This window comes from Variovorax rhizosphaerae, assembly GCF_037889975.1.
Classification (GTDB): Bacteria; Pseudomonadota; Gammaproteobacteria; order Burkholderiales; family Burkholderiaceae_C; genus Variovorax; species Variovorax rhizosphaerae.
This window is the reverse complement of the sequence record NZ_JBBKZT010000020.1, coordinates 26,094-50,850: the sequence shown is the minus strand read 5'-3', so window position 1 is coordinate 50,850 and position 24,757 is coordinate 26,094. Positions and strand designations below refer to the sequence as shown.

Below are 24,757 nucleotides of genomic sequence, written 5' to 3'. Positions count from 1 at the left end.
CCCTCAGCAAGGACACGCCAGCCTTCGATGTTTGCACTGCGCACAACTCGCAGGGTGAAAGACACGGGAAAGGCCGCGCTTTGCGCGGCACGCGCCTTGCCTGCATCACCGTGCACGCATCCTTGAACCCTGTCGGCGGCGGCCGAGGACAAACGCTATTCAACCAGTCAGGAGACACCATGCATTCGATCGTCGCGAAGTCCTCGCACTCCGCCACTCGCAGGCTACTGCTTGCGTCCGTGCTGGCAGCGTTGCTGCCCACCGCGGCACTCGCCCAGGATTTTTCCGCGAAGCCCATCCGCCTCATGGTCGGCGCCCCGCCCGGTGGTGCCCTCGACCTGGTGGCCCGGCTCATCAGCCCCGGGCTCTCCGAGCTGCTCAAGACGCCCGTGCTGGTGGAGAACAAGGCCGGTGCCAGCGGGTTGATCAACGACGACTATGTCGCCAAGTCGCCTCCCGACGGGTTCACGCTGCTGATCGGCGCGGGGACGCCGGTCGTCGTCGCTCCGCTGACCAACCAGGCGAAGTTCAACCCGGTCACCGACCTGGTGGGCATCAACCGGGTCGGCCTCACGGCCCAGACCATCGCCGTGAATCCATCCAGTGGCATGAAGACGTTGAAGGACCTGGTCGAACGCGCACGCAAGGGACCGGTCACGCTGGCGTCCAACGGCAATGGCGGCTTTCCCCACCTGACCATCGAACTGCTGGCACAGGCCTCCAGGGCCAACATCGTCCATGTCCCCTACAAGGGCGCTGGGCCAGCCATCAACGATGCACTCGCAGGGCATGTGGACGGCATCGTGATGGATGTTTCGGCTCTGTACCCCTACATCCAGCAGGACAAGCTCGTCTCACTGGCCGTGACCAGCGACAAGCACGACCAGTTCCTGCCGAACGTTCCGACGGTGAACGAGTTCCTGCCGGGGTTCGCCGTGATGAACTGGCAGGGCTTGTTCGCCCCGGCCAAGACGCCCAAGCCTGCGATCGAGGCGATCAACGCGGCCTTCGTGAAGGTGCTGGCTCGCGAGGAGGTGCGAGCCATGCTGTTGAAGAACGCGATCGTTCCGGCACCGATGGCGACGCCGGAGTCCTTCCATCAGTTCGTTGCCGGCGAGTACGACCGCTGGGGCAAGCTCGTCAAGGACAAGAACATCGTCGTCAAGGAATGACGCGCTGCCGGGCGCCCGGCGGGCCCGGAAACACGCCATTTCGTCCCGACGGGTCGCTCAGCCGGGACGTTTCTCGAAAACGGTCTTCACGATCGGCATCGCCGTGAACACATTGGGCCAGCCTCCGTAAAACGCCAGGTGCGTCAGCACCTCCGAGGCCTGCGGCTTCGTCAGGCCGTTGTCCATGGCCCGGTTCAGGTGGGCGCCCAGTTGTGCAACCTGGCCCGTCGCGATCAATGCACTGATCGTGACCAGGCTCCGGTCCCGCGGCGCCAGAGCCGGCCGCAGCCAGAGATCCTGGAACAAGACCTCGCCCGTGTACTTCACGACGCCGCGCGAGACCGAGCCGAAGTTCTCTTCCACCGACGTTGCACGCTGCGCTTCGGATGCGACATCGATCGGAAGCAGTTGCGGAGAGACCGCGGGCAGCTGGTCGATGCCGATCCTGCGCTTCGCATAGATCGGCCTGGTGATGGCCACGGCCTGCAGCGCGTTGGGCCAGCCCGAGTAGAACGCGAGATGCGTGATCAGTTCGGACAGCTCGCTCGGCTTCACGCCATTGTCCAGCGCCCGGTTGATCTGCGCGGGCATCTCGATCACCTGGTTGCGCGCGATCATCGCGGCCACGGTGACGATGCTCCGGTCTCTTGCCGACAGGTCCGGCCGCCGCCAGATCTCGCCCTCAAGCACGACGGTCGCGTATTTGTCCATTGCAGGCGCCACGCTGCGCACATCGGCGGAAGTCACGGTCGATGGCGACGAGGCATTGCCTTGGGCGTGTCCGAGGGAAGAAGCCAACAGCGAGAGCGAAGCGGTGGCGATCGACAGGATCTTCATGGTGTACCCCTTCGGTGACATGGCTTCAGTTCGCATACTGCTCATCGCTGACCTTTTCCATCCATTCGACGTTCTTGCCGTTCAGCGACTCCGTCACGGCAATGTGGGTCAGTCCATTTGCGGACGTCGCGCCGTGCCAGTGCTTGACGCCAGGGGGTGTCCAGATCACATCACCCGGCCGGATCTCCTGCTTTGGACCGCCCTCCTGCTGGACCCAACCGGCGCCCGCAGTCACGATCAGACCTTGGCCAAGCGGATGGGTGTGCCAGGCGGAGCGCGCGCCCGGCTCGAAGGTGACATAGGCCGCGGATGTCCGACCCGGGTCGCGCGGTGCGATCAGCGGGTCGACGCGCACGGCGCCTGTGAAGTTGGCGGCCGGGCCTTTGGCCGAAGGCTGCGAGCCTGCCCGCTGCACGACCATGGCGCGCGACGCGTCCGTGGCAGAGGGGCCGGTTGCAGCCGGCGGAGTCTGCGCTTGCGCCTCTACGGCCACGGCCAGCAGTGCGTATGTTGCGAAGGCGGAGGTGAACTTCATGAGAATCCTTGCAGTCTGAGAATCGTGAAATGCCACGCGGCCGGCTGGTGGAAACCAGCGCAGGGCGGTGCGGGATGTCGAGATGTGCAAGCAAGCGGATTGACTCCGGAGATCCGCGCGGGGAAGCTGCATGGCCTCCGACAACGCAAGCCTGCCGGATCTGCTGAGTTGGCGTTGTTGTGAAGATCCGGTACCGACCGGTCTAATCTACCGGGCCGGGTCGCTGCCTACTAGACGCCCCGGTCCGCAAGAGCCTATGAATGCGATTCATCAGTCGCGGCGCGCCGGGCTCTAGCGGGCGCCGCCGGCGCTCAAGCCTCCCTGGGCCGGCGTTTGTACATCAGCGTCGCCTTCATCTCCTGAACCACCGACCCGTCCTGCTTCACGCACTTGCGCAGGAAGGTGACGACGCCGCGATCCGGCTTGCTCGACTCCTTCTTCTCCAGCACCTGCGACTGCATGCGAATGGTGTCGCCGTGCTTGACCGGGTTGAGCATGCGCCAGTTGTCAATCTGGAGCAGCGCGAGCAGCGTGCCGTCGTTGATGCCGCTTGCATAGGTCAGGCCGCCCATGATCCCGTAGATCAGCGGGCCATGTGCGATCGGCTCGCCGAAAGGCGTGGTCTTGCAGTACTCGAAGTTCGTGTGGACCTCGTTGAAGTCGCCGGTCAGGCAGGCGAAGTTCACGATGTCCGTCGAGGTGATCGTGCGTGCGGGCGTGACGAACTCGCTGCCCACTTCGAAGTCTTCGAAGTAGCGGCCGCGCGGTCGGATTTCGATGGTCATGGTGTTTCCTTTTTGTGTCTCTTGGATGGGTGGTCGGACTCAGCCCTTGGCGTTGGCCAGGATCACGGTGCAGTGCGACGACAGGATGCCGCCCTCGTTGTGCACGATCGCGACTTCGGCATCCTGGACCTGCCGCTCGCCGAGACCGCCGCGCAGCTGGCGCACGGCCTCCACGATGCCGAACAGCCCGCCTGCCGCGCCGGCATGCGCGTGCGAAAGCATCCCGCCATGGGTGTTCACTGGAAGCTTGCCGCCGATGCGGGCATGGCCCTCGGCGAAGAAAGCGCCGCCCTCGCCGGGCTTGCAGAAGCCGAGTTCCTCGAGCTCGATGATCGGCACGATTGTGAAGCAGTCATACAGCTCCGCAACGTCGATGTCCTGCGGCCCCAGTCCGGCCATCTGGTAGGCCACGCGGCCGGATTCGACGGCGCCGAACTCGGTCAGGCTCGGCGCGCACATCAGGTGCTCGTGCGTGTGGAATTCGCCTATGCCTTGCAGGTAGACGGGCTTCGCCTTCAAGTCCGCGGCGCGTTCGGCCGAGGTCACGATGAAGGCGCCGCCTGCATCCGAGATCAGGCAGCAGTCCAGCATGCCGAGGGGATCGGCGATCGGCTTGGCATCGAGCACCTCCTGCAGCGACAGCGGCTTCTTCATGTGCGCGTTGGGATGCAGCAGCGCGTGGGCGCGCGTGTTGACCGCCACCTGCGCCATCTGCTCGCGCGTGGTGCCATACACGTGCATGTGGCGGTTGGCGATCATCGCGTAGAAGCCCGGGATCGATGCGCCATAAGGCTGTTCGAAGTACGGGTGGCCCACCGCCATGAGGGCGGCCACGGCCGCGTCGCGGCTTTGGCCGGTCGCGCGGTTCTCGCCGGCGCAGACCAGGATGGTCTCGGCCTGCCCGGCTGCGATGGCTTCGGCCGCATGCTTGAGCATCACCGCCGGGCTTGCGCCGCCACAGATGAGCGACGCATTGAAGCGCGGCTTGATGCCGAGGTATTCGCAGATCACCGAGCCGAGCATGAAATAGGGCTCGGTGAACGAGTAGGCCGTCAGCACGCCGTCGATGTCGGAGACCTTCAGGCCCGACTCATCCAGTGCCCGTTTCGCTGCCTGCGCATTCAGGCCCAGGCCCGTCATGTTCGGCACACGGCCGATGTCGGACTCCCCCACCCCGACGATCGCGACCTTGTTCTTCAAGGATGCAGGTGCTTTCATGGCTTCGCCTCCCCGGCGGTGGTGGCGCGCCTGAACTGCGGCAGCATCGCGCCCTCCCCGCGCTCCTCGAACTCGACCGACACAGGGTCGCCGATGCGCACGGAAAGCGCGTCCTCACCCACGATGTTCGTCACCATGCGCGGGCCCTCGTCGAGGTCGATCAACGCGACCACGTAGGGCACGCGCGTGGCGAAGTTGGCCAGCGGCGCCCGTCGCACGACCGTGAAGCTGTGGACCGTGCCAGTCCCCTTGCTGTCGACCCATTCGAGGTCATCCGACCAGCAGACCGGGCACAGGTGCCGCGGCATGAAGTGGAATTGCGAGCAGGCCTTGCACTTGCGGATCACGAGCCTGCGCTCGCGCGCGGCGTTCCAGTACACGGTCGAATCGGCGTTGGCTACCGGTGTGGGCAGCGAAGTCATGTCCATCGTTTCAATCTCCATTTTGTTGGGGCGTCCTGGCAGGACCAGGACTTGAGCGTGCGACCGAGCCCGACGCTTTCTCGATCACGAGCGTCTGGGTCGAAACCGGTCGAGCGGTGGTCTCATCGTTCGCGGCCGCAAGAGGCTTGCCGCAATCAGGCAAGGGTGGTGCAAGCAGCTCGCCACGCACGGCACGAAGCTCCCACAGGCATGCACGCAGGAAGGCCATGATCTATGCCTCACTTTCAGCAACTGACACGAGGGTCGGGGTCATGCGATGGATTCCGCAATCTGTGTGCCATGTCCGTTGAAGCCCCGACACGCTCACGGCCCAGCCGGATGAACACATGGAGTGATTCCACCGATGCTCGCCCATGTCCTTCGCGAAGACAGATCGCCGACTGCAAAGCCGCTCGTGCACGCCACGAAGACATCTCGAAGCCATGACGCAAGGCCTTCTCGCCATTACTCGACCGCCTGTTCAAGACCGGCATTGGCTTCTCCGAGCGCCGGATACCCATGCGACGGATCCATCTGCCGGAGGGACGGCGCCAACGGCAGCGGCAGGGCCGGAATCTCGGTGCCGTCCGCTGCGGCCAGGCGCGCCGAAAAGACGCCGCGATGACGAAAGTGCGGGGCCTCGACGGCCTCCTGCAGCGACTTCACGATGGAGACGCAGGCATCGACGCCTTCGAAGCGGCGCATCCATTCGTCAGCCGTCTGCGTCGCGATGATGGCTGCGATCGCCGTGCGCACGCCAACTGGATCCGCCGCGTCGGAACGCAGATGCGGCGCCTCCAGCACGCGAAGGAAGTTATCCCAGAATTTCTGCTCGAGCGGGGCACATGCGAGGAAGCGATCGTCTTGCGTCCGGTACACCTGGTAGCGCGGCGTGCCCCCGGTCACAAGGTCGCCGCCCGGCGTGGGCCATTCGCCGGCCGCGAAGCCATTGCCCAGCCCCCAGTACATGAAGGTGAACAGGTTGTCGGCCATGGCGACGTCGATGAACCGGCCCTGCCCGTCCGTATCACGCGCCCTCAGGGCCAGCAGGATGTTCATCATCGCCGGATAGGCGCCGCCCGAGAGATCAGCGGAAAGCGTGTTGGGAACACCAGGTGATCCATCTGCACCGGCTGTCAAGCCCAGCAAGCCCGTCTCCGCCTGGTAGTTCAGATCGTGCGCCGCCACATTGGCAAGCGGCCCGTCCTGCCCCCAGCCGGTGATCGCGCAGTAGATGAGCCGCGGATTCACGGCACGCATCGACGCATAGCCCAAGCCCAAACGGTCCATCACACCCGGCCTGAACTGCTCGATGAGGACATCCGCGGTGCGCACAACTTCGATCGCCTGGTCGCGTGCGCCCGGGTCCTTGAGGTCCAGCGTCAAGGAGCGCTTGCCCTGGTTCAACAGTGCGAAGTTCACGGCGTCATCGCCGAGCTTGGGCGTGTACGAGCGCATCTCGTCACCGCTGCCAGGCCGCTCGATCTTGATGACTTCCGCGCCGGCTTGTGCGAGCAGCAGGCTGCACATCGGCCCCGGCAGCAAGGTGCTGAAATCGACGACGCGAATGCCCGCCAGTGGAGCTCGAGCCGCACTGTGGCCTGTCTGTGTGTGTTGCGTATTCATGCCGACGAAACCGCAAGCTCCATGCCATTCTTGCTGTTGCACATGGTCAGAAGAACTAACCGTCAGCACCAGAAATTCCAACTCGACTCGACGCGGCCAGATCCCGAGAATTTGACGCCATACCCGCCGTCAACTTCCAAGCCCCCAATGCCAACTGCCAGCTTCGCGACACGCCCTCTCGAGGGCATCCAGGTGGTCGAACTTGCCCACCTCATTGCAGGGCCTTACTGCGGCCAGATGCTTGCCGACGAAGGCGCCAGCGTCATCAAGATCGAGCCACCCGGTGGCGAGCTCACCCGGCATCGGCCACCTGCGCGCCAGGCAGAGGATGGGGAAGTCACGGCGTACTACGCCTCGCTCAACCGCGGCAAAAGCAGCGTCGTGCTCGACCTCAAGAACCCCGAAGCGGCCGAGGTGCTGGATCGACTTCTCAAGAAGGCCGACGTGTTCGTGACGAACATGCGCAGTTCGGCGCTGGAGCGCCTCGGAATTCATCCCCATGCACTGCACGCGCGCTATCCGCGCCTCGTGATCGCCTGCATCTCCGGCTTCGGCCTCGAGAACTCCGGCGAGTACGCCGATCGCGCGGGCCTCGCGATGGTCGCCGAAGCCATGGCGGGTGCGACCGGCCTGACGCGCGATCACAGCGGCAATGCCGTGTGGTGCGGATTCGCGCTCGGCGACATCATGGCCGCGGTGTCCGCCCATGCGGGCATCCTGCTCGCGCTGCGCAACCAGGAGCGCCACGGGGTCGGCAAGGTCATCGACGTGGCCCTGGTCGAATGCATGCTTCCGATGGTGTCGGTCGCGTTGAGCCGCGCCCAGGTCGAAGAAGAGGCCGTCTCCGACTTCGCGGGCTCCAACAACTTCCACGGCGTGCCGTATGGCGCCTTTCCCGCCGCCGATGGCGCAGTGAACATCGGCTGCAACCGCGACGACTTCTGGCGCCGCCTCTGCGCCGCGATGGGCCGGCCCGAGCTGGGATCCGATCCGCGCTATGCCACCTACAACGATCGCATGCGTTGCCAGCAAGAGGTGCATGCCATCACCGAAGCCTTTACCCGTGCACATACGCGCGCCGAGATCACTGCCAAGCTGGTCGAGTTCGATGTGCCGGTGGCCGGCATCCTGAGCATGGAGGAAGTGGTGGACGATCAGTACCTGCAACAACGCGGCGCCCTGCGCACCGTGGAGGACGGATTCGGAGGCACCTTCACGCTGCCTGCCAATGCCGCCTGGCTCGACGACGGCAACCCGGTGTCGCGCGTGCCCCGCCTGGGCGAACAACGCGATGCAGTGCTGACACAGGTGCTCGGCCTGGGTGCCGCGGACATTGCGCGCATGGAACAGGCCGGTGCCTTCGGTGCGGGCAAGAACGCCGTGCCGCGAGATGCCAAGCGGCCGGCACCGGCGGCAGTGCCGTCCGCCTGAACTTCGCGCGCCCGTCGGACGCATTCGAAACAGACAAGGAAGCAGATCGGCAACGACATCTGCATCCACCGCCGGCCGCTTCGGCCGGCCATGACACCCAGAACATCGAACAGGAGAACCCGATGGACCCCGCAAATTCCGAGGAGATCGAGGCCGTGCGCGACATGGTCAATCGCTTCATGCAAACCGAAGTGAATCCGGTCATGGACGGCTACGAGCAGCGCGGCGAATTCCCGCGCGAAGTGATCGGCAAGGCCGGCGCCGCGGGCCTCTATGGCGCCGTGTTTCCCGAGTCGGTGGGCGGCAGCGACATGGGCTACCTGGCCGCGGTCGTGATCCAGGAAGAAATGGCGCGCAACGACGTGCGCTTCTCCTCCTGCAACAACCAGCAGGGGTCGACCTGCCCGAGCACCATCTACTTCGGCGGCACCGCGGAGCAGGTGCAGAAGTACGTTCCGAACCTGCTCGCAGGCAAGACGATCGGGATGATGTCGCTCACGGAATCGGGCGGCGGCTCCGACGCAGAAGGGAACCTCAAGACCTTCGCCCGGCGCGAAGGCGATGTCTACCGCATCACCGGCCAGAAAATGTGGGCATCGATGGCCAATGAGACCGACGTCGGAATCCTGCTGGCCCGTACCGACCGCAACGCGGGCGCCAAGGGCGTCACGGCATTCATCGTCCAGCCGAAAAAATACCCGGGCTGGAAGGCCGAGCCGATCGCCATGCTCGGCCTGTCGAACGCGCTGCGCACCAACGTCCTGTACCTGGACGACTTCGTGGTGCCCGTGGAGGACCGGCTCGGCGAGGAAGGCGACGGCTTCAAGATCATCATGCGCACGCTGCAGGCCGGCCGCGTGACCGTGGCCGGCAAGGCACTCGGCGTCGCGCGCGCCTGCTTCGAGGACGCGGTGCGTTATGCCAACGATCGCATGCTGCGCGGACAACCGATCGGCCGCCTGCAGATGATCCAGTCGGACATCGCCGAGATGGCCGTGGCCATCGAGGCGAGCCGTGCGCTCGTGTACAAGGCGGCACAGATGATGGATGCCAGCCAGCCGTCGAATCGCATCGCCGCGATGGCCAAGTACCACGCTTCCCAGACAGCCAAGATGTGCGCCGACAAGGCGCAGCAGATCTTCGGCGGCTATGGCCTGGCGCGCGAATACCGCGTCTCCTGGCTCAAGTCCTATGCTGACCTGTTCTTCACGGGCGAAGGCTCCGCCAATGTGCAGAAGATCATGATTGCCGAGGACGCGCTGGGCTACAAGGTTGCGGACCGCCACCATGGCAAGACCGGGCTGCGCGACATCCGCAAGGACGACGTGGCCGCTGAAGCAGTGCGCTAAGGGCACGCAGCGCCATGTCGGAACTGCTCAGGTTCGAGATCGATCGCGGCGTCGCCACGATCACGCTGAACCGCCCGGAAAAGCTCAACGCCTTCACCGACGAGATGCTGGACCGTTGGGTCGAGGCGCTGGAGGCGTGCCGTGTCGACGCTGAAGTGCGCGTGATCGTGATCACGGGCACGGGCCGCGCTTTCACAACGGGCGGCGACGTTGACAGCTTCGGCGCCAGCGCGGCGCTGACGCCCGCTCTCATCAAGCAGCGACTGGTCCAGGGCATCCAGCGCCTGCCGCGCAAGATGGCCGAGATCGACAAGCCCATCATCGCCGCGCTCAACGGCTTTGCCACCGGTGGCGGCCTCGACATCGCGCTGGCCTGCGACATCCGCTTCGCGGCCGAGAGCGCCAGGATGGCCGAGACCTACGCACGCATGGGACTGATCCCGGGCGGCGGCGGCGCCTACCTGCTGCCGCGCATCGTGGGCATGGCGAAGGCGCTGGAGATGCTGTGGAGCTGCGACTGGGTGGACGCCCGCGAGGCCGAGCGCATCGGCCTCGTCAACCAGGTCTTTCCGGACGCTGAACTCATGGAACGCACCCACGCGTTCGCGCGCAAGGTGGCCGAAGCCGCGCCGATCTCGGTGCAACTGATCAAGCGCGTGGCACGGCTCAGCCTCGGTCAGGACCTAGACACGGCGCTCGACATTGCCGCCTCCAACCTGCCGATCGCACGCACGAGCGAGGACCACCTGGAAGCCGTGCGCGCCTTCAAGGAAAAGCGCAAACCGCTTTTCCAGGGTCGCTGAGACCGAACCGCAAATGGATCATCCTTGCGCGATGGCCGACCCGACGAAGACTACCGTCGATTCACAGGGATCCGGCCAGCTCCTCGACGACGCCGATCATGCGATCGAGGACCGGGTCGCGCTTGCCCTTCACCCAGCCGAACACGAAATTGGTCACGTAGTCGACGTCCTGCAAGGGAATGATCGCGAGGCTCGGCGGATAGCTGAAGCCCCGCCCCATCACCGCCAGGCCGATGCCGATGCCCACGGACACCAGGTTGAGCTGCGAAGCCACCGAACTGACTTCCTGCACGATCCGAGGTTCGAATCCCGCTTCCTTGCACAGCGTGAACATCGGCCCGTATCCCGGGCTGCTGCTCGACCTCGGCACCACGACGAAGGGCTCATGTGCCAGTTCGCCCAGCGCGACACGCTTGCGCTTCGCCAGCGCATGGTCCTTCGGCACCACGACACCCAGGCCGCCGGACTGGATCGGGATCCAGTCGAGCACCGCCTCGTCCTGCGCCATCACACCGCCATCGCGCTTGCTGTACATGGGCGCGGATCCCGGCCCGAAGTGCATGAAGCCCGCGTGAATCCTGCCTTCGGCCAAGGCCCTCGGCTGCGCCATGGTCGACAGCTCGATCAGCGACAGCGCAACGTCCGGACAGGTCTCATGAAATCTCTTGACTGCGGCACGGAAGAGCCCGTGCAGCAGCGTCAAACCGCCATACCCGATGTTGAGTGCGCCGATCTTGCCTTCGCCGACGCGCTTGGCCAGGGACAGCGACTCGTGCAGGTCGTCCATGACCGTCTGCAGCCTCGGCAAAAGGGCCCGGCCCGCGGCCGTCAACCTGACCTGATGGGCCAGGCGCTCGAACAGCGCAGTGCCGAGCTCGCTCTCGAGGTCGGCAATGATCTGAGAAACCGCGGGACGCGTGACGTGCAGCCGATCGGCAGCACGGCCGAAGTGCTGTTCCTCCGCAGCGGCCATGAAGTAGCGCAAATGTCGAAGTTCCATGCTGGCGAGAGGATCCGTTCGGGTCTGATTGAAGAAGCGCACGGAGCATACCGCCGGCTTCGTGCGTTGCGCATGGCCTGCAACCCGATGCGAGCCATCGGGCCACCTCATTCCTCCTGACCGCAAACACCCACCATGCCTTTCCAGCACATTGCAGCCGAACTTCGCGTCTACAGCGGCCCGGACAGCCTTGCAGCGCTCGCCCGGGAACTCCAGCGCGCCCAATGCCGTCGTGCCGTCGTCATCAGTGGCCGATCGGTTGCCGACTGCGAAGGCATGAAACGCCTGCGTGAGGCGCTCGGACCCCTGCTGGCAAGCGAATTCCACGGCGTGCGCTCCAACAGCCCGGTGCCGGCGATCGAAGCTGCGGCGCAAGCGTTGGCGGCAGTTGATGCCGACGCGGTGATTGCCGTCGGCGGTGGGTCGGCCGTGGTGACGGCTCGCGCGGCAGCCATTCTCCTTGCCGAGCAGCAGCCTGCCCGCGCGCTCTGCACCCGCCGGCTGGCGGACGGCACGTTCGAGAGTCCCCGCCTGGCCGCCCCCAAGCTGCCGCAGTTCGGCGTGCTCACCACGCCCAGCACTGCCTTCGTCAAGGCGGGCAGCGCGGTGCTCGACCCCGACAGCGGCGAGCGCCTCGCCCTGTTCGACCCCAAGACGCGTGCCAGGGCCCTGTTCCTGCACCCCGACTTCCTCGGTTCCGCGCCTGCCATCCTGGTGAAGAGTGCCGCCCTGAACACGCTGTCGACCGCCGTCGAGGCGCTCGAGTCGCCGCGATGCGATCCGATCTCGGAAGCGATGCTGCGGCAGGCGCTGCGCCTGACGGTCGCGCATCTCGATCAGCTGTCGACGGACGATACGGCGGTGCGTGAGCAACTCGCGACCGCGGCCCTGCTCTGCGGCCGCGGCACCGAGCAGGCCGGCGGCGGGCTCGCCTCGGTGCTCGCCCACGCGATCGGCCATCGCACCCACGTCGCCAATGGCCTCGTGAACGCCATCGTGCTGCCACATACGATCCGCTTCAATGCGCCCGCCACGGGCCACGCCGTGACCCGCATCGTCGAAAGCCTGCCGCCCGGACCGACCGACCCTGCCGGCGCGCACGCCTTGCCCGCGCTCGCTGCCCAGTGCCTCGAGTCGTTGTTCGCGCGTCTCGGACTTGCTTCGCGGCTGCGCGACATCGGCGTTGCGGAGGCGGATCTCACGCAGATCGCGGACGCCGCGATGGCCGACTGGTTCATCGGGCGTGGCGCAAGGAGAGTGCAATCGCATGGCGAGCTGCTGACGCTGCTCGAAGCCGCCTGGTAGGTGCCTGGTAGGCGCCGAAGTCAACGACAACCGAGACGAGAGACATGATTCAAAGAAAGCATTTAATCCAGGCCGCCCTGCTGTCCCTGACCCTGGGGATGACGGGGCAGGCGTGCGCGCAGGGCGCCTTTCCCTCGAAGCCGCTGCGCATCATCGTCACCTTTGGTGCCGGCGGCTCCGGCGACCTGCTCGCGCGTGCGCTGGGGCAGGAACTGGGCGAGATCCTGGGCCAGCCCGTGATCGTGGAGAACCGCGCAGGCGGCAACGCGATTCCAGGCACGGAGTACGCGGCCAAGGCCCCCGCGGACGGCTACACGATCCTGGAGTATTCGAGCACGCTGGCCGTCAACATGGCGCTGCAGCCGGGTCTTCCCTACGACCTGTTCCGCGACTTCACGCCGGTCGCGTACACCTTCGAAGCGCCCCTGGTCCTGCTGACGCCGGCCACCGGGCCCTACCAGAAGGTCAGCGAACTGGTCGCCTTCGCCAAGGCGAACTCCAAGGGCGTCTCGTTCGGCCATGGCGGCGTGGGATCGATGAGCCACCTCTCGGGCGAGCTGTTCAAGCGCTCCATGGGCATCGACGCGGTCAGCGTCGCCTACAAGGGCAACGCTCCGGCGATGACCGACCTGATCGGCGGCCGGCTCGACTACTACTTCGCCACCGTCAGCGACGTCCTCCCCAACATCAAGGCCGGGCGCCTGCACGCGCTGGCGGTCACGTCGACGCAGCGCGATCCGACGCTGCCCAGCGTGCCGACGATGGTCGAGCTCGGCTACAAGGACTTCACGCCGACCACAAGCTGGGGCTTCCTGGTCCCGAAGAACACGCCGCCTGTGATCGTCAGGCAACTGCAGGACGGCATCGCCAAGGCATTGGGTCGGCCGGCCATGCAGGAACGCCTTGCGGCCGTCGGCGCCAACTCCAGGGGCGCAGGGGGGCCGGATGTGCTCACGGCCCGAATGAAGTCAGAGATCGCGCGCTGGGAGCCCGTGATCAAGGCCGCGCACATCAAGCCCGAGTGAGCCCGCGGCAGGGATCGCAGGACCTGCAGCCTGACGGCTCTGGCCAGCCCCGGTGTACCAGCGCGGCAGGTACTCTCGCGCGAGTTCGCCGTCCGAGCGCCAAGCCTGGCAGCCGTCGAGCTTGAGCGGCGGCTTGTCGCTGGGCATGTCCGCCTCGCTCTTGCCCTGGACCAGTGCTTGCACCGCCAGGGTCGGCAGCAGCGTGACCAGTTCGGCCAGATGGGTGCAGCGCACACGCGGCGCCAGTCGCTCGGCCACGGCTCGGCGGAAGCCCTTGAGCAGGTTGCACCCCACCAGCGACTGCATCGCGTGCGTGGCTTCCGGGCAGATCGCCTGGAACGGCGTTCGCGCCATCGTCGCGTCGACGTGAACCACCTCGAAGGCGCTGTTGACCGTCAGGCGCACGGCCATCAGGTGGATCGGCACCCCCGCGTCGAAATGACGCGTCGGCGTTGCAAAGGGCTCGGGCTTGACGTCCTCGATCATCGCTTCCATGTCGAACAGGCCGTCCTCGCGCGCGAAGGCCTGCAACTTGATCTCGCGCTGATGCAACTGGCGGCGTGGCGACGCAGGCGGAGGAAGGAAGTGGGATATGGCAACCATGGGCTCCTCGCAATCATTCTTCTGCCGATCGGCCTCAACGGCCCTGGCGCGCCTTCGCGACCTGGGCGCGCCGCGCCGGTGCGTAGGCTTCCTGTCCCAGCGCCACGTAGAGCGCCTGCGTGACATCGTGGTGCTCCGCCAAGCCCGTGCGCTCCATCAGCGAGATCGGGCCTTCGGGGTAGCCCAGGCCCAGGCACAGGGTCTTGTCCATGTCCTCGGCACTGGCGAGCTTTTCGTCGAGCCGGCGCAGCGCCGCGTTGAGGTACGGACGGATCAGCCGGTCAACGATGCGGCCGGGGAAATCCCCGCACACCGCGACCTTCAGCCCTGCGGCCTCGAAGGCCGAGCGCGCCGCAGCGACCGCACTGTCGCGGGTCTGGGGCTGGCGAACCAGTTCGACCAGCGCCGTCGGATCGGCGCGGCCCAACCGGAAGCGGGCGAACCCGACCACGTTGGAGCCCTCGCGCCCGCCCGATTCGCCGGTGTGGTCACCGAGGCATTCTTGGCCGAGTTCGACGGCGACGAAGGGGCAAGCCGCGAGTTCGCCGGCCTGCGCCAGTGCGGCGCCAGCGTCCTCGCCGATGAAGACGCGGGCCGCGCCCTGTTCGTCAGCCTTCTCCTGGAAGGCATGCGGTGCGGGGAACGAGCGGCTCTCTCCCGCCTGGATGATTCTGTAGGTGGTCATGCGTTCAAGCTCCGAACATCTTGCTGTCTGCGTAGTGGTGGAAACCACGTCCGCTCTTCTTGCCCAGCCATCCGGTGGCAATCATCCGCTTCACCAGCGGCGGGCAGGCCGCGCGCGGCTCGTTGGTGACGCCGTGCATGGCTTCGCACAGCAGCTTCTGGGTGTCCATGCCGACGAGGTCGAGCAGTTCCATCGGGCCCATCGCATAGCCCATCGCAGTCTTGATGGCCAGGTCGATGTCGGCGGGCTCGGCCACGCCCTGCTCGACGAGGCGGATCGCGTCGTTGTTGAACGGGATCAGGAAGTAGTTGAGCACGAAGCCCGGCGTGTCCTGCGTGCGCACCGGCTTCTGGCCGAGCGCCTCGGCCACCGCCCAGGCACGCTTGAAGGTGTCTTCGGTCGTGGCAAGGCCGGGCGACATCTCGATCAGCTTCATGAGCTGCGCCGGCAGGCAGAAATGCATGCCGACGAAGCGGTCGGGCCGACCCGAGCCACCTGCGATCTCGGTGATGCTGATGGTGGAGGTGTTACTCGCGAAGATCGTGTGCGGCGGGCAGATCTTGTCGAGCTTGCCGTACAGGTCGTGCTTGACCGGCAGGCTTTCGAACACCGCTTCGATCACGAGGTCGCAGTCGGCGAAGTCCGCGAGGTCGGTGCTGCCGTGCCACTGCTCCATGATCTGGGGCAGCTTCTCGGCCGCGAGCTTGCCGCGCTCCACGCTCTTGCGCAGGAACGCCTCGGTCTGGCCGCGGGCACGGTCGATCGACTGCTGGTTGACGTCGAACACGCGGGTGCGAAAGCCCGCACGCGCGCAGACGATGGCGATGCCCGCACCCATGGTGCCTGCGCCGGCCACGCCGATGGTCTTGATCTCACTCATGAACTCTCCTTGAATGTTTCAGCGCTGCAGGAAGCTGCGGCCGATGAGCTGGCGATGAACCTGGTTAGTTCCCTCCCAGATCTGGGTGATCTTGGCGTCGCGCATCAGGCGCTCGACGCGGAAATCCTTGCAGTAGCCGTAGCCACCGAGCAACTGGACGGCATCCGTGGTGACGCGCATCGCGAGGTCGCTGGCCCGCATCTTGAGCAGCGAGGCCTCCATGCCGAAGTCGGTCGCGCCCGCGTCAACCCAGCCGGCGACCTGCCAGAGCCAGCCTTCGACCAGTGCCATCTCGGCAGCCAGGTCGGCCACCATGAACTGGATGCCCTGGAACTCGAGGATCTTGCGGCCCGACTGCTTGCGCTCGTTGATGTAGGCGATCGCATCGTCGAAGGCGCCCCGGGCGATGCCCAGCGCATGCGCCGCGACGCTCGGGCGCGACTTGTTCAGCGAGGCGAACAGGATCTTGAGACCGTCGCCGGGTTGGCCAAGCAGGTTGGCGCGCGGGACGCGGCAGTTGTCGAAGGCCAGCGTGGCGGTGCTCGATGCACGGGTGCCCATCTTGTCCTCGAGGCGCACGACCGAGAGGCCCGGCGTGCCCTTCTCGAGCACCAGCACCGAGATGCTTTCCTTGGCGCCGGCAATGCCTTCCCACTTCCCGAACAGCAGGTAGAGGTCGGCCACGTCGCCGTTCGTGATGAAGGTCTTGCCGCCGTTGATCACGATCTCGTCGCCCTCCTCGCGGAACGAGGTGCGCATCCCGGTGGCGTCCGAGCCGGCGCCCGGCTCGGTGATGGCCAGTGCGCCCAGTCCGCCTTCGGCGATGCGCGGCAGCAGGCGCTGCTTCTGCTCCTCCGTGCCCCAGTCGATCAGCGGCTTCATGCCGTGGTAGTTGGTGGCCCAGACGATGCCCGTAGCGGCGCAGGCCTGGCTGATTTCACGGGCGCAGGCGAGGTAGGCGGTGTACGACATCTGCGCACCGCCATAGGCCTCGGGGATGAACATCGCGTTCAGGCCGAGCGCGTTGATGGCGTTGACATTCTCCCAGGGGAATTCCGCCGTGCGGTCGTAGTGCTCCGCGCGCGGCGCGATCTGATCGCGCGCCAGCGCGCGCACGCTCTCGAGCAGCATGCGCTCCTCATCGTTGAGCGTGATGCGATTGTCCAGTCGTTGCAGCATGTTCATGTTTTGTGCCTCTCAGTGCGCAATGCCTTGCCCACCATCCACATAGATCGTTTCGCCGGTGAGGAAGCCACCGGCGGGTGAGAAAAGCGTTGCGACCAGCGCGCCGACATCGGCTGCGGTGCCCGGTTGCCGCCCCGGGATGCGCTTGTCGAGGTAGGCCCGCAGTGGCCCGCCCGGCGCCATGGCGTCAGCGTTGAGGTCGGTCTGGATGTAGCCCGGAGCCACGTCGATGACCTTGATGCCCTTGCTGGCCCACTCGACGGCCAGCACGCGCGTGATCGCACCGACGGCGGCCTTGCTCGCGCAATAGGCCAGGTTGCGCTTGACGCCGAGCTTGTCGAAGAACGACCCGATGTTGACGATGACGCCACCGCCGGCCGCGACCAGCTGGGGGTAGACCGCCTGGCAGGCCGTCACCACCGATGTCGCGTTGGCGTCCATCATCTGGTTCCAGGTGTCCAGCGTCAGTTCGGCGGACGGCGCCTCGACATGGACGCCCGCGTTGTTCACGAGGCCCGTCACACGCCAGCCGTCGTCGGCGAGTTGGCGGCAGGCCTTGGCGACGTCGCCCGCCTGCGTGACGTCGGCCTTGAGGCCGATCCAGCGCGCGGCAAGCACCTCGTTCACGCCAGGCACTGCCGGCAAGGCACCCGAGCGCGAGAGGCAGGCCACATGGCGACCCTGCTGCGCCAGTGCGACGGCAATCGCGGCGCCAATGCCGCGGCTCGCGCCGGTCACCACGACGCAGTCACGGGAAGGATTGGGGTTCGAATCACTCATCGCGGAATTCCGCCTTTCTTTTTTCCACGAAGGCCTGCATGCCCTCTTCCGCGTCGCGCGTCCGGTAGGCGAGCGTCGACAGGTCGGCTTCCATGCGCAGACCTTCGTGCAGGGGCACGTCCATCGCACGTTGCACCGCTTCGCGGGCGAACTGAAGCGCGCGCAGGCCATGGCCACTGAACTCGCGCACATAGGCCTTTGCCGCGGCCATGCCGGGCGCTTGCACGATGCGGTTGACAAGGCCGATCGCCAGCGCCTCCTCGGCCGCGACCGTGCGGCCGGTCATGACCAGCTCGACCGCGCGTGCCACACCGACGAGGCGCGGCAGGCGCTGGGTGCCGCCATAGCCAGGGATCAGGCCGAGCTTGACTTCGGGAAGCCCGAACTTGGCGTTCGGCAATGCCAAGCGAAGCGTGCAGGCCATCGCCAGTTCACAGCCACCACCGAAGGCGAATCCGTTGACCAGGGCCACGGAAGGAATCGGCAGCCGGTCGAGTTGCGCGAACACGGCCTGGCCGAGTTCCGCGCCTTCGCGCTGGGCCGCGAGCTTGCGTTGCTGCAACTCCTTGATGTCGGCGCCGGCGCAGAAGGACTTCTCGCCCTCGCCGGTGACGATGAGCGCGCGCGCATCGGTCTTGGCCGCTTGCCGGATGCATTCGCCGATCTGGCCGATCAGCTCGAAGCTCAGTGCATTCAGGGCCGACGGGCGCCGGATGGTGAGGACGGCGAATTCCTCGTCACGGGTGAGTTCGATCATTGCGCCACCGCCTGGTACCGGACTGCCTGGGGTTGCAGGCGACCGCTTTTGACCCATTCCATCAGCTCGCGCTTGAGGATCTTGCCGCTCGCGGTCATCGGGAATTCGGAGACCACCGCGAAGTATTCGGGCATGTCGAACTTGGACAGGCCCTCACGCGCCAAGTGCTGCAGGATCTCGCCGGGCTCGGGTGCCTCGCCGTGACAGATCAGCGCCAAGCACACTTTCTCGCCGAGACGTTCATCCGCGACGCCGAAGGCCGCGGCCTTCCTGACCGAACGGTGGCGATGGGCGTACTCCTCGATGTGCGCCGGATGGATGTTGTGGCCACCGCGAATGATCAAGTCCTTCGCGCGCCCGACGATCTGCAGATTGCCCGCCGCGTCGAGGCGTCCAAGGTCGCCGCTCATGAACCAGCCGCTGCTGTTGAACGATGACTCGGTGGCCTTCTGGTTGTTGAAGTAGCCCAGCATCAGCACGCCGCCCCGGCCGCCGATTTCTCCGACCTCGCCGCGCGGGGCTTCCAGGTCGGTGTTCTCCTGCCGCCAGATCCGCACGTCGTAGCCCACGCAGGCCTTGCCGCAGGTGGTCGTGATGATCTCGACCGGGTCGTTGGGCTTGGTGTACTGGTGCGAGCCACACTCGGTCATGCCGTAGACGTTCTGCGGCGTGGCGCCGAGCGAGAGCAGCCGGCGTGCCGTCTCGGTCGGGATCGGGGCGCCGGCCATGTAGAACACCTTGACCGCGCCGAGGCGCTTCAAGCCGCGCTTGTCAATTTCATGGAGCAGGTCGATCGCATGCGTGGGCACGCCCATCACGTAGGTTGCCTTGGTGGTCTCGATCCAGTCCAGCGCCATCACGCCCGCGAGCGGGTCGTGCAAGACCAGCTCGCAGCCCGCCACCAGCACCTGCTCGAGCGCCACCGTGCCGATATGGTGGCTCATCGGACTCAGCGTGACCAGCACCGTGCTGTGGTCCTGTTTCCAATCGGCGACCATCGCGCGGCCGTTGGCCAGCAGCGTGTTGTCGCTGTGCATCACGCCCTTGGGCGTCCCGGTAGTTCCGCTCGTGAAGGCGAGGTAGACGACCTGGTCCGAGTGCGTGCTGGCGAGCGGCACGTCGCTGCGCGGATGCGATGCGGGCAAGGGCATCGGATGCGTTTCCGGTGGCAATTCCGCATCCGGCGTCCGCAGACCGGGCAGCGCATAGATCCGCTTCATATGAGACAGTTCGGCGGCCCTGGCAAAGATGTCCGCGGTCGCCGCGTCGGCGCCCCATCCGGGCTGCGCGACCAGCGCACGGCACTCGATGCGCGACAGCAGCGTCACGATCTCGGCCACCGTGTAGTTCTGGTGCAGCGAAGGGTTGCACACGTAGCCGTTGCGCGAGCAGGCCAGCAGCACGACCACCGTCTCCAGCCGGTTGGGCAGCCAGACCGACACCCGGTCGCCAGCGCGCAGGCCGGCCTGATGGAGATCAGTCGCGACGGCGTCGACCCAGGCGACCAGCGCGCTCCAAGTGAGCCGTCTTGCGCTGTCACGCAGCGCGTAGGCGTTGCCGCGCTCGGTCGCGTGCCGATGCGCCAGCGAATACATCGTGTCCGTCTGCCAGACGCCTTCGAGATAGCGCTCCCTGGCAGCGGAAGGATCGTGCAGTGTGAGTAGGTGCGACATCGAAGGCCCCGCTACTGGTTCAGTGGCCGAACTTCGAGGCGTCGGGCGCGCGGCGTTCCGCGAACGATGCCGCCAGTTCCGCGTGCTCGTCGGTCTCCAGGTAGGGGCGCAGCAACAGGTCGTGCGCCATGCGCGACAGTCCACCCACGCCACCATGACGAGCGTTGAAGGCGCTCTTCACCGCCGCCAGGGCGAACGAGCCACGATCGGCGATTTCCAGCGCGATCTTGCGGGTGAACTCGTGCAGCTCGGCATCCGGCACGACGTGGTTGATGAGACCCCAATCGAGCGCCTGGCGGGCGGTGAGCTTGGGATTGCGGTACCACATCTCCTTCGCGCGCTTCTTGCCGACAAGGTCTTCCAGGTACCAGGTGCCGTAGCCGGCATCGAAGCTGCCCATCATCGGACCGACCTGACGAAAGGCCGCGCTTTCCTTGGCGATCGTGATGTCGCAGACCATCTGGAGCACATTGCCGCCGCCGACCGCGAAGCCGTTGACGCAGGCGATCACCGGCTTCTGCAGGCGATCGATGGCCTCGTACATCTCCAGCGTCGGCAGAACGCCCGCATACAGCATGGAGTCCTCCATGCCTTCCTTGCGCCCGCCAATGCAGAAGAACTTGTCGCCGGCGCCGGTCAGCACGATCACGCGGGTGCGCGTCTCGCGGCGGATCGCGTTGATGCAATCACGGATCTCGTGGCACATCAGCGGGGTGAACATGTTGCCGTCTTGCGGCCGGTTGATCGTGATGGTGCCGATGGGGCCGTCTTCGGTGTAGGTGATCTCTTGGAATTGCATGGGGTAGTCCTCTCAAATGATGCGCTGGGCGCGGAGTTGCTCGATCTGCGTGGCATCGCAATCGAGCCATGTGCGCAAGACGTCGTCGGTATGGGCGCCGAGCTTGGGTGGCGGTGAGCCGGTGCCTTCGGTGCGGCCGTCGAACCGGATGCCGAGGCCGACATTCGGAATCGCTCCGTCGGGGCCTTCCGTGCGGTACATGAAGCCGGCGTCGTGCAACGCGCGGTCTTGCGCGAGTTCATCGAGCCGTTGGATAGGTCCCGCTGGCACGCGCGCCTTGGCCAGCAGCGCGAGCCAGTGAGCGCGCGGCTGGGTGAGCAGCAGGTCACCGATGATCTGCACGATCTCGTCGCGCTTGGCACGACGCTGTGCGTTGCTCGCATACGCTGGGTCGGCACCGACCTCGGGCTGCTCCACCGCCTGCCAGAAGCGCTTCCAGATGCCGTCGTTGCCGAGGCCAAGCGTCATGGGGCCGTCAGCGGTATCGAAGACCTGGTAGATGGCGATCACGCTGTCGCGACCACCCGACCTGCGAAGCAGCTCGCCGGAACCGAGGTACGGCATCAAGCGGGGCGACATGAAGCGCGACATGCTTTCGACCATCGAGACGTCGATCTCGCAGCCGGTGCCTTCACGTTCGCGCCGCAGCAAGGCCGCCAGCACGGCCATCGCGGCGTCGTTGCCGGCCAGCAGGTCGGCGGCCGGCGTGCCGACCTTCTGCGGCCCCACCTCGGCTTCGCCGGTCATGTCCATGACGCCCGAATAGCCCTCGGCGATCAGGTCGTAGCAAGGCAGGTCCGCACGATCACCGTTGACGCCGAAACCCGTCAGCGAAAGGTGGATTAGGCGTGGGTTGAGCGCGCGCAGCGTCGCCGCGTCAACGCCGAGCTTGCGCTGTGCGCGGGCGACCAGGTTGAGCAGGATCACGTCGCACTGGCCCACCATGCGGCGCAGCACCTCCTGGCCTTCGGGGGCGGTGATGTCGAGCGTGACGCTCTGCTTGCCGCGGTTGACGCTCATGAACCAGAGCGACTCGCCATGCAGGAAGGGCGGGCCCCATGCGCGCGCGTCGTCGCCGGTCGTGGGCTTCTCGATCTTCACGACCGTGGCGCCCATGTCGGCTAGCAACTGGCCGGCCGACGGTCCGGCAATCGACGTGGTGAGATCAAGGACCTTCACTCCCGTCAGCAGATCAAGCGCAGGCGCTGATCGCAACGGAAGATCGTGCAGCGGTAGGGAGGTTGTGGTGGTAGACATTGCATGACTTTTTGCAAGGCGTGTGCCACGTCGCCCAGACACCTAAAACGCACGCAAATCTGGAGAAACAACGCGTTCGGAAGCGTTTCGCGAGCTTGGGATGGCTGCACTGTCTTCGCCACGGACAGGACATGCAGCCCGGTGAAAAGCGCGTGACTTCAATGGAGACACCACGGGCACCACCACCTGTTGCCCTTCCTGCCGTCTGTCACGAGCTCGTTTCGCCGCGCATCGCAACGATTCGTTGGGCATGCAGCGCCACTCGCTCGCGCGGCATGGGACTTGCACCTCCAGCGCCTTACGCCATATATAAAAGGATTCGCGCATGCACGCCGTTCAGGTCTTGAAGCCGGGGCCGCCCGAAACACTGGTCATCGATGAACTGCCCGACCTCCAACCAGGTGCGGGCGAGGTGCTCATCGACATCCAAGCCGCGGCCGTTAACTACCCCGACCTCCTTGTCATCACGGGCCGCTACCAGTCGTCGCCGGCGCTTCCCTTCACGCCTGGCAAGGAAGCGGCGGGCATCGTTCGCGCCATCGGGCCGGGGGTGACTCGCGTGCAAGTCGGCGCTCGCGTGCTCGCCCATCTCGACCACGGCGGCTTTGCGACGCAATGCATCGCGCCCGAAGCCCATTGCTTTCCGTTGCCCGAGGCCATGGGCTTTGTCGACGCCGTGGGGCTGGGCTTGGCGGCCCAGACCGCGTGGTTCGCATTGTTCGAGCGCGGGCATCTGCAAGGTGGCGAAACAGTCCTCATCACCGGCGCCAGCGGCGCCGTCGGCCAGGCCGCCGCCCAGATCGCCCATGGGCACGGTTGCACGGTACTGGCGGCAGCCAGCAACCTCCCGCGCGCCCAAGGCCTCCTTGAAGGAACGCCTTGCCACTTCGTCGACCTCGGCGTGCCGAACCTGCGCGACGGCCTGCGCCAACAGGTGCACGCAACGACCCACGGCAAGGGAGCGGACGTCGTCATCGATACCCTGGGTGGGGATGTTTTCGATGCCTCATTGCGCGCATTGGCATGGTGCGGGCGCATCGTCACGGTCGGCTTCGCCGCGGGAAGGATTCCCGAAGTCAAGGCGAACTACCTGCTGGTCAAGAACATTGCCGCATCCGGCCTGCAGTGGACCGACTACCTCGAGCGTCAACCGCAACGCGTTGCGCAGGCTCACGACGATCTGACCGCGCTCTGGACGCGTGGTGTTCTGCGGCCGCAGGTCATGCACACCTTCGCATTGCGCGACATCGCGCAGGCGTTGACCCTGATCGACATGCGGCGCGCCGAGGGTCGCCTCGTGCTGACCATGGCTTGAATTCAACCCGCCCAAAGGCACACTCATGACCCCCGACTCCCGCATGTCCCGCCGTTCACTGCTCGCCGCCTGCGGCGCCGGTGCCACCACCAGCTTGGCGGCCTGTGCGGTCGGTCGCCCGACACCCAACTGGGATCGTCTCGACAGCCTGCTCGCCGAGGCTGTCGCGGCCAAGGACGCCCCTTTCCTCGTCGCGGCCGTGAGCGATCGCAACAAGGTCGTATGGCAAGGTGCGGCCGGTCGGGCCAGTCCGAACCTCAAGGCCAACCAGGACGTGGTCCTGCATCTCTATTCGGCGACCAAGGCCATCGGCAGCCTCGCTTGCCTGATCCTGGTCGATCGCGGCAAGCTGAGTCTCGACACGCGCGTCGTCGATGTCCTGCCGGAGTTCCGGTCGGTCCAGGTGCTGGTGTCGATGGGCCCCACCGGACCCGTGTATCGCGCACCGAGTACCCCCGTCACGCTGCGCCATCTGCTCACCCATACCTCGGGCCTCGCCTACAGTCCCTGGGATGCCAAGGAAAGCGCCTGGGAGGCTTTCTCGAAGACGCCGCCGCCGAACGTCGGCACGCTGCAGGGTTTCACCCATCCATTGATGTTCGACCCGGGAACGGACTGGACGTACGGCGTCGGCATCGACTGGGCGGGCTTCATGGTCGAGAAGGTGGACGGCCGCACGATCGACCGCTTCGTGCGCGAGGAGATCTTCGAGCCACTGCAGATGAACGACACCATGTTCGAGACGGACACCGTCGCCCGTCGCCTTCCCGCCGTCAAGCAGCGCGCGGCAGACGGCGGCTTCACCGACGCGCCTTTCATGGTCCCGCCTCCGCGCCCCCAGCGCTACGGCATGGGGCAGGCCTGCCATGGCACCGCGGCCGACTATCTGAAGTTCACGCGTCTCGTACTGAACGATGGCATGGCGAATGGACGCCGTATCCTTTCGGCGAACACCATGTCGTTCATGAAGCAGAACCAGATCGGCCCCATGCGGCTGCCGTTCCCGAAGAAATCTTCCGAGCCCGTCATCAGTGCCGACCTGGACCTCTTTCCTGGCCTGAACATTCCGCTGACTCACACCGCCGGCTTCGTGCGCAATGAAGCGGATGTGCCGGGCATGCGGCGTGCGGGCTCCCTCACCTGGGCGGGCATTCTCAACACCCACTACTGGATCGACCCTTCCTCAGGCATCGCGGCGTTCTTCTCGAGCCAGCACATTCCCTTCATCGAGCCCCGCTTTCAGAAGATCCATGCGGCGTTCGAGAAAGCGGTCTACCGCGAGATGCGTCTTGCCTGAGCCACACAGTCCATTGAA

The 24,757-nt window shown here is 66.0% G+C and carries 24 protein-coding genes; 8 read left to right on the top strand and 16 right to left on the bottom strand.

Features of this window, described 5'->3' with window-relative positions:
• Positions 1 to 179 precede the first annotated feature (179 nt).
• On the top strand, positions 180 to 1,172 hold the full coding sequence (locus tag WKW82_RS31450; protein ID WP_340346729.1) for a tripartite tricarboxylate transporter substrate binding protein: 993 nt from the start codon (positions 180 to 182) through the stop codon (positions 1,170 to 1,172).
• A 57-nt stretch (positions 1,173 to 1,229) separates the two neighbouring features.
• On the opposite strand, the gene WKW82_RS31445 is transcribed toward WKW82_RS31450, so the two are convergent.
• The 6 genes from WKW82_RS31445 to WKW82_RS31420 all read right to left on the bottom strand — a co-directional run bounded on the left by WKW82_RS31445 (position 1,230) and on the right by WKW82_RS31420 (position 6,676).
• The gene (locus WKW82_RS31445; protein ID WP_340346728.1) at positions 1,230 to 2,009 is read right to left on the bottom strand and encodes a carboxymuconolactone decarboxylase family protein; all 780 of its coding nucleotides are present in this window, start codon (positions 2,007 to 2,009) and stop codon (positions 1,230 to 1,232) included.
• Between the two features lie 25 nt (positions 2,010 to 2,034).
• Positions 2,035 to 2,430: a (R)-mandelonitrile lyase gene (locus tag WKW82_RS31440; protein ID WP_340346807.1), complete on the bottom strand. Its 396-nt coding sequence runs from the start codon at positions 2,428 to 2,430 to the stop codon at positions 2,035 to 2,037.
• A gap of 425 nt (positions 2,431 to 2,855) precedes the next feature.
• The gene (locus tag WKW82_RS31435) at positions 2,856 to 3,329 is read right to left on the bottom strand and encodes a MaoC/PaaZ C-terminal domain-containing protein (RefSeq protein ID WP_340346726.1); all 474 of its coding nucleotides are present in this window, start codon (positions 3,327 to 3,329) and stop codon (positions 2,856 to 2,858) included.
• Between the two features lie 39 nt (positions 3,330 to 3,368).
• Complete coding sequence (locus WKW82_RS31430) at positions 3,369 to 4,547, bottom strand: thiolase C-terminal domain-containing protein (RefSeq protein WP_340346724.1); 1,179 nt, start codon at positions 4,545 to 4,547, stop codon at positions 3,369 to 3,371.
• A complete protein-coding gene (locus WKW82_RS31425; RefSeq protein WP_340346723.1) occupies positions 4,544 to 4,975 on the bottom strand; it encodes a Zn-ribbon domain-containing OB-fold protein in 432 nt (143 codons plus the stop codon). The genes WKW82_RS31430 and WKW82_RS31425 overlap by 4 nt, the downstream gene beginning before the upstream one ends.
• A gap of 459 nt (positions 4,976 to 5,434) precedes the next feature.
• Positions 5,435 to 6,676, bottom strand: a complete 1,242-nt coding sequence (locus WKW82_RS31420; protein ID WP_340346722.1) for a CaiB/BaiF CoA transferase family protein — start codon at positions 6,674 to 6,676, stop codon at positions 5,435 to 5,437.
• Positions 6,677 to 6,742: 66 nt separating this feature from the next.
• Between WKW82_RS31420 and WKW82_RS31415 the strand changes: the two genes are divergently transcribed.
• The 3 genes from WKW82_RS31415 (at position 6,743) to WKW82_RS31405 (ending at position 10,178) form a co-directional block, all read left to right on the top strand.
• Positions 6,743 to 8,026, top strand: coding sequence for a CaiB/BaiF CoA transferase family protein (locus WKW82_RS31415; RefSeq protein ID WP_340346720.1), 1,284 nt, complete (start codon positions 6,743 to 6,745; stop codon positions 8,024 to 8,026).
• Between the two features lie 122 nt (positions 8,027 to 8,148).
• Positions 8,149 to 9,375: an acyl-CoA dehydrogenase family protein gene (locus WKW82_RS31410; protein WP_340346719.1), complete on the top strand. Its 1,227-nt coding sequence runs from the start codon at positions 8,149 to 8,151 to the stop codon at positions 9,373 to 9,375.
• 14 nt (positions 9,376 to 9,389) lie between these two features.
• On the top strand, positions 9,390 to 10,178 hold the full coding sequence (locus WKW82_RS31405; protein ID WP_340346717.1) for an enoyl-CoA hydratase/isomerase family protein: 789 nt from the start codon (positions 9,390 to 9,392) through the stop codon (positions 10,176 to 10,178).
• Positions 10,179 to 10,239: 61 nt separating this feature from the next.
• Here WKW82_RS31405 and WKW82_RS31400 read toward each other — a convergent pair whose 3' ends face one another.
• Entirely contained in the window at positions 10,240 to 11,178 is a 939-nt protein-coding gene (locus tag WKW82_RS31400; protein ID WP_340346716.1) for a LysR substrate-binding domain-containing protein, read from the bottom strand.
• Positions 11,179 to 11,313: 135 nt separating this feature from the next.
• Here WKW82_RS31400 and WKW82_RS31395 point away from each other — a divergent pair, with 135 nt between their 5' ends.
• Positions 11,314 to 12,483: an iron-containing alcohol dehydrogenase family protein gene (locus WKW82_RS31395; protein WP_340346715.1), complete on the top strand. Its 1,170-nt coding sequence runs from the start codon at positions 11,314 to 11,316 to the stop codon at positions 12,481 to 12,483.
• 44 nt (positions 12,484 to 12,527) lie between these two features.
• Positions 12,528 to 13,508: a Bug family tripartite tricarboxylate transporter substrate binding protein gene (locus tag WKW82_RS31390; RefSeq protein WP_340346714.1), complete on the top strand. Its 981-nt coding sequence runs from the start codon at positions 12,528 to 12,530 to the stop codon at positions 13,506 to 13,508.
• On the opposite strand, the gene WKW82_RS31385 is transcribed toward WKW82_RS31390, so the two are convergent.
• The 9 genes from WKW82_RS31385 to WKW82_RS31345 are packed head-to-tail and all read right to left on the bottom strand — an operon-like array spanning position 13,452 to position 22,049.
• Positions 13,452 to 14,111 (bottom strand): DUF2889 domain-containing protein, encoded by a 660-nt coding sequence (locus tag WKW82_RS31385; protein WP_340346713.1) that lies wholly within the window; start codon positions 14,109 to 14,111, stop codon positions 13,452 to 13,454. The genes WKW82_RS31390 and WKW82_RS31385 overlap by 57 nt on opposite strands.
• A gap of 34 nt (positions 14,112 to 14,145) precedes the next feature.
• A complete protein-coding gene (locus WKW82_RS31380; protein WP_340346711.1) occupies positions 14,146 to 14,796 on the bottom strand; it encodes a 3-hydroxyacyl-CoA dehydrogenase family protein in 651 nt (216 codons plus the stop codon).
• 4 nt (positions 14,797 to 14,800) lie between these two features.
• A complete protein-coding gene (locus tag WKW82_RS31375; RefSeq protein WP_340346710.1) occupies positions 14,801 to 15,676 on the bottom strand; it encodes a 3-hydroxyacyl-CoA dehydrogenase family protein in 876 nt (291 codons plus the stop codon).
• An 18-nt stretch (positions 15,677 to 15,694) separates the two neighbouring features.
• A complete protein-coding gene (locus WKW82_RS31370; RefSeq protein WP_340346709.1) occupies positions 15,695 to 16,861 on the bottom strand; it encodes an acyl-CoA dehydrogenase family protein in 1,167 nt (388 codons plus the stop codon).
• Positions 16,862 to 16,873: 12 nt separating this feature from the next.
• Positions 16,874 to 17,641, bottom strand: a complete 768-nt coding sequence (locus WKW82_RS31365) for an SDR family NAD(P)-dependent oxidoreductase (protein ID WP_340346708.1) — start codon at positions 17,639 to 17,641, stop codon at positions 16,874 to 16,876.
• On the bottom strand, positions 17,634 to 18,398 hold the full coding sequence (locus tag WKW82_RS31360; protein WP_340346707.1) for an enoyl-CoA hydratase/isomerase family protein: 765 nt from the start codon (positions 18,396 to 18,398) through the stop codon (positions 17,634 to 17,636). The genes WKW82_RS31365 and WKW82_RS31360 overlap by 8 nt, the downstream gene beginning before the upstream one ends.
• A complete protein-coding gene (locus WKW82_RS31355; protein WP_340346706.1) occupies positions 18,395 to 20,071 on the bottom strand; it encodes a class I adenylate-forming enzyme family protein in 1,677 nt (558 codons plus the stop codon). The genes WKW82_RS31360 and WKW82_RS31355 overlap by 4 nt, the downstream gene beginning before the upstream one ends.
• 19 nt (positions 20,072 to 20,090) lie before the next feature.
• Entirely contained in the window at positions 20,091 to 20,870 is a 780-nt protein-coding gene (locus WKW82_RS31350) for an enoyl-CoA hydratase-related protein (RefSeq protein WP_340346705.1), read from the bottom strand.
• A gap of 12 nt (positions 20,871 to 20,882) precedes the next feature.
• Positions 20,883 to 22,049 (bottom strand): CaiB/BaiF CoA transferase family protein, encoded by a 1,167-nt coding sequence (locus tag WKW82_RS31345; RefSeq protein WP_340346703.1) that lies wholly within the window; start codon positions 22,047 to 22,049, stop codon positions 20,883 to 20,885.
• A 403-nt stretch (positions 22,050 to 22,452) separates the two neighbouring features.
• Here WKW82_RS31345 and WKW82_RS31340 point away from each other — a divergent pair, with 403 nt between their 5' ends.
• Together WKW82_RS31340 and WKW82_RS31335 are read left to right on the top strand one after the other, a co-directional pair.
• Complete coding sequence (locus WKW82_RS31340) at positions 22,453 to 23,442, top strand: NADPH:quinone oxidoreductase family protein (protein ID WP_340346702.1); 990 nt, start codon at positions 22,453 to 22,455, stop codon at positions 23,440 to 23,442.
• A 25-nt stretch (positions 23,443 to 23,467) separates the two neighbouring features.
• On the top strand, positions 23,468 to 24,739 hold the full coding sequence (locus WKW82_RS31335; protein WP_340346701.1) for a serine hydrolase domain-containing protein: 1,272 nt from the start codon (positions 23,468 to 23,470) through the stop codon (positions 24,737 to 24,739).
• The last annotated feature ends 18 nt before the right edge of the window (positions 24,740 to 24,757 follow it).